This is a genomic window from Diaphorobacter oryzae DSM 22780 (assembly GCF_059568935.1).
This window is the reverse complement of record NZ_JCANUL010000028.1, coordinates 1-2,696: the sequence shown is the minus strand read 5'-3', so window position 1 is coordinate 2,696 and position 2,696 is coordinate 1. Positions and strand designations below refer to the sequence as shown.

Sequence of the window (2,696 nt, the reverse complement as noted above, 5' to 3'; positions counted from 1 at the left end):
AACATGTCGCGCTTTGTCGGGCGGCGGTATTGCTCGAATCCGGCGCCTTGATCGGCTGCTGCAGCAAGTGTCTGTTGCTTCATCGAGCTACAACGCCGTCGGGTTCGCTTCAGTGGACTTAGAGCGGCTAACAAAACCATGTCATCGTCCAATGCCTGATCGGCGTTGAAGACACCTGGGTCGAAACAAGAACAAAGAAATCAGCGCCGCGCGCTTCAAGAAGATCGAACCGCTGCTGCCAGTATTCACGCCTTCGGCCAGAGGCGGTCGGCCCAGGCTGAGCGACGAGCAAGCTCTCAATGGCATCGTCTTCGTGCTGCGCACCGGCATCCCCTGGGAGGAGCTACCCCAGGAATTGGGATTCGGCAGCGGAATGACCTGCTGGCGGCGCCTTCGTGATTGGCAAGCAGCGCAGGCGTGGCACAACCTGCATCTGCTGCTTTTGGACGAATTGCGCAGCGCCGGCAAGCTCGACCTCAGCCGGGTCAGTATTGATGGGGCCAGCGGTATCCAAGACCGCATCGCCCGCAAAGGCATCGAGCGCAATGATCGGCTTGGGCGCCATCGCTGGGTCGTTGAGCGCACCCACTCCTGGCTCGCAGCCTTCGGCAAGCTTCGCACTCGCTTTGAGCGGCGCATTGACGTTCATGTCGCCCTGCTTTCCTTGGCTTGCTGTGTCATCTGCCTGCGAACTCTCGAACCGTTTTGTTAGCCGCTCTTATTCAGCGTTGCCTTAAATGCGCCCTGTCAGCAGCAAGATGAGCAACGCGACAACAATCAGGCCGATCAGGCCGCTCGGAAAATATCCCCAGCTTCGGCTATGCGGCCAGGATGGGAGCGCTCCGATCAATATCAGGATCAGGACAATCAGCAAAAGGGTACTTAAGCTCATGGTCTGCTCCTTGCGGTAAGCCGCTGCGTTCGCTATGAGGCCTGGCTGCGCGCTCATGAAGCCTGGTGCGCAAGTGCTGGAGCCTCCACCCAATCCCTTGCCAAATCTCGCCTCCGACGGGGCTGTTCTCACATTTCTTTCTTGTTGCGAGGGCGTGAGATGTGCGCATCGGTCTGATGCCAAGCCATCTTGAAATTCTTCAGGAATCTGCGGATGTCCATGCTACCTTCCTCTATTTCCGAAACGGCGCTTGCCAGCATGTCATCATCCTCCGCAGCACTCTTTGGAGCCGGGTTTCGCCCCCCGTTGTACCTGCGATAAACGTATCGCCACCAGATGTTGGACAAGATTGTTGTTTGCGAAACAACGGCGGCGCACACAATCAGCGCAATACCTAGATCAATTCTTTCCTGGAGATAGAGGACTGCACCGATAGCCGCCATGGCAAGGGCAACGAAGGGAGAGGTAATGTTCATGGTGGACTCGAAGAGACGGTCACGCTCCTTTTCCTGTTCCTATTGGAGGCCGACCCCGCGAGCAGGTCTGTACGCTGACGCACGCCAAAGAATCAGCGCTGAACGGAACGCCAGCCATGGCTACGGCGGCATATGTACCAACTGCCGAGACTGGTCTGCGCGTAGGTGTGGTTGCGAACAGATCGGCAGGAACAGGCATGGGAAAGTGCTCTCAAGGGCATCAACGAGTGCTCTTGATTTCAAGGAAAAATTCCATGGTCCACATCACTACTAACTATTCGTCAGCGGCATTCTTGGGTGGAGTGCTGCTTGTCACCATCCTTCAGAGTTGTACGAAAACCGAAACAATCCAGGCTTCAATACCTGCTGGTCAGGACTTCAGTCAGAACCTGTCCAGTGATGAGGACGATGGCGCGACGGCATCACGCATTCAGGCTGCGCTGCTTCTCTCTCCCGTCGTCGGTCGCGCAAACATTGTGGTTACATTCCATCAGGGAGTCGCGAAGCTCCTCGGAAAGACCCAAGATCAGGTCCAAGTCGACTTGGCTGTATTTATCGCCCAGACTGTGCCAGGCGTGAACCGGGTGGATGGCTCAATGCTGGTTGTCGCCATCAATCCGCTCGCGGATGGAACACTGCCGGCGCCCTAGTGCCCTGTCTCGCTGATACGGGAGCAAAGTCGATGCAGCTTTTCGAGGATCGAGTCCACGGTGGCGGTCCACTTGAAGGGCTTGCAGTTCGCGTTGTACGCCGAGACGAAGTAATCGATGCTCTGCACGAGTTGTTTGACACTGGAGCCCTCGCGCCGCCCAGGCGCGAAGGCAAGGCGGCCGCCTTTGTCCCCGTACAGTTGCCCGGGCCAAATGCCCCGAACGCGCCGGACATCTATACCACGCAAGTTGACGACAGCGTGCGCGTTGTCAACCGCGGCTATGCGCCTGCCATCGGCCAGTGGCGCGAGGCCGTGGGCAAGGCCTTATTCACCGGTGCAGCTACCACGGGCTCATTCAAAGTGTCCTTTTTCGGACCGCTCTACGGCGGCTACCACCGACAACTCGCCAGTCAGGCCACCGCAATGGCAGCCTTGCTTAAACCAAGCAACCTTCGCGGAATCAGGTCGGTTCAGATCGCGTTGCACTGAACCTCCCTTCAATCTGCGCTTTCATCGCGTCGAATGCTCCCAGGGCAATCCGATCGTGCCGAAAAGAAAGGCGCCAAAAAGTCTGCCAGTGCATGCCCTTCGGCTTGTTACCCGAAGGATTGGCGATCCCCGGTCCCCATCCCAATTTGCACCGTATCTTGTCGGCCTTGGTCATGAGCCGGAAAGC

The 2,696-nt window shown here is 57.6% G+C and carries 4 protein-coding genes and 3 pseudogenes; 3 read left to right on the top strand and 4 right to left on the bottom strand.

All coding sequences use genetic code 11. From position 1 onward, the window contains the following. The first annotated feature begins 199 nt into the window (after window positions 1-199). Window positions 200-712, top strand: coding sequence for a transposase (locus tag BP68_RS19155; protein WP_496374756.1), 513 nt, complete (start codon window positions 200-202; stop codon window positions 710-712). 21 nt (window positions 713-733) lie between these two features. Here BP68_RS19155 and BP68_RS19150 read toward each other — a convergent pair whose 3' ends face one another. Beyond that, window positions 734-892, bottom strand: a complete 159-nt coding sequence (locus tag BP68_RS19150; RefSeq protein WP_496374754.1) for a DUF3309 family protein — start codon at window positions 890-892, stop codon at window positions 734-736. Between the two features lie 128 nt (window positions 893-1,020). Next, window positions 1,021-1,368 carry a hypothetical protein gene (locus BP68_RS19145; protein WP_496374752.1) on the bottom strand — a complete coding sequence of 116 codons (348 nt, stop codon included), beginning with the start codon at window positions 1,366-1,368 and terminating at the stop codon, window positions 1,021-1,023. A gap of 254 nt (window positions 1,369-1,622) precedes the next feature. On the opposite strand from BP68_RS19145, the gene BP68_RS19140 reads away from it, so the two are divergent. After that, on the top strand, window positions 1,623-2,018 hold the full coding sequence (locus BP68_RS19140) for a BON domain-containing protein (protein ID WP_496374750.1): 396 nt from the start codon (window positions 1,623-1,625) through the stop codon (window positions 2,016-2,018). Here BP68_RS19140 and BP68_RS19135 read toward each other — a convergent pair. Next, window positions 2,015-2,173, bottom strand: a pseudogene (locus tag BP68_RS19135) (IS630 family transposase); the annotation flags it as partial. The gene BP68_RS19140 and the pseudogene BP68_RS19135 sit on opposite strands and share 4 nt — an antisense overlap. Window positions 2,174-2,254: 81 nt before the next feature. Between BP68_RS19135 and BP68_RS19130 the strand changes: the two are divergent. Beyond that, window positions 2,255-2,416 (top strand): annotated as a pseudogene (locus tag BP68_RS19130) (lipocalin family protein); the annotation flags it as partial. Between the two features lie 64 nt (window positions 2,417-2,480). Here the strand turns inward: BP68_RS19130 and BP68_RS19125 are convergent. Further along, window positions 2,481-2,696 (bottom strand): annotated as a pseudogene (locus BP68_RS19125) (hypothetical protein); the annotation flags it as partial.

What these genes read in the sequence shown, in the direction of transcription:
- BP68_RS19150 (WP_496374754.1), bottom strand. Translation starts at nt 892, where the DNA reads ATGAGCTTAAGTACCCTTTTGCTGATTGTCCTGATCCTGATATTGATC.
- BP68_RS19145 (WP_496374752.1), bottom strand. Translation starts at nt 1,368, where the DNA reads ATGAACATTACCTCTCCCTTCGTTGCCCTTGCCATGGCGGCTATCGGT.
- BP68_RS19140 (WP_496374750.1), top strand. Translation starts at nt 1,623, where the DNA reads ATGGTCCACATCACTACTAACTATTCGTCAGCGGCATTCTTGGGTGGA.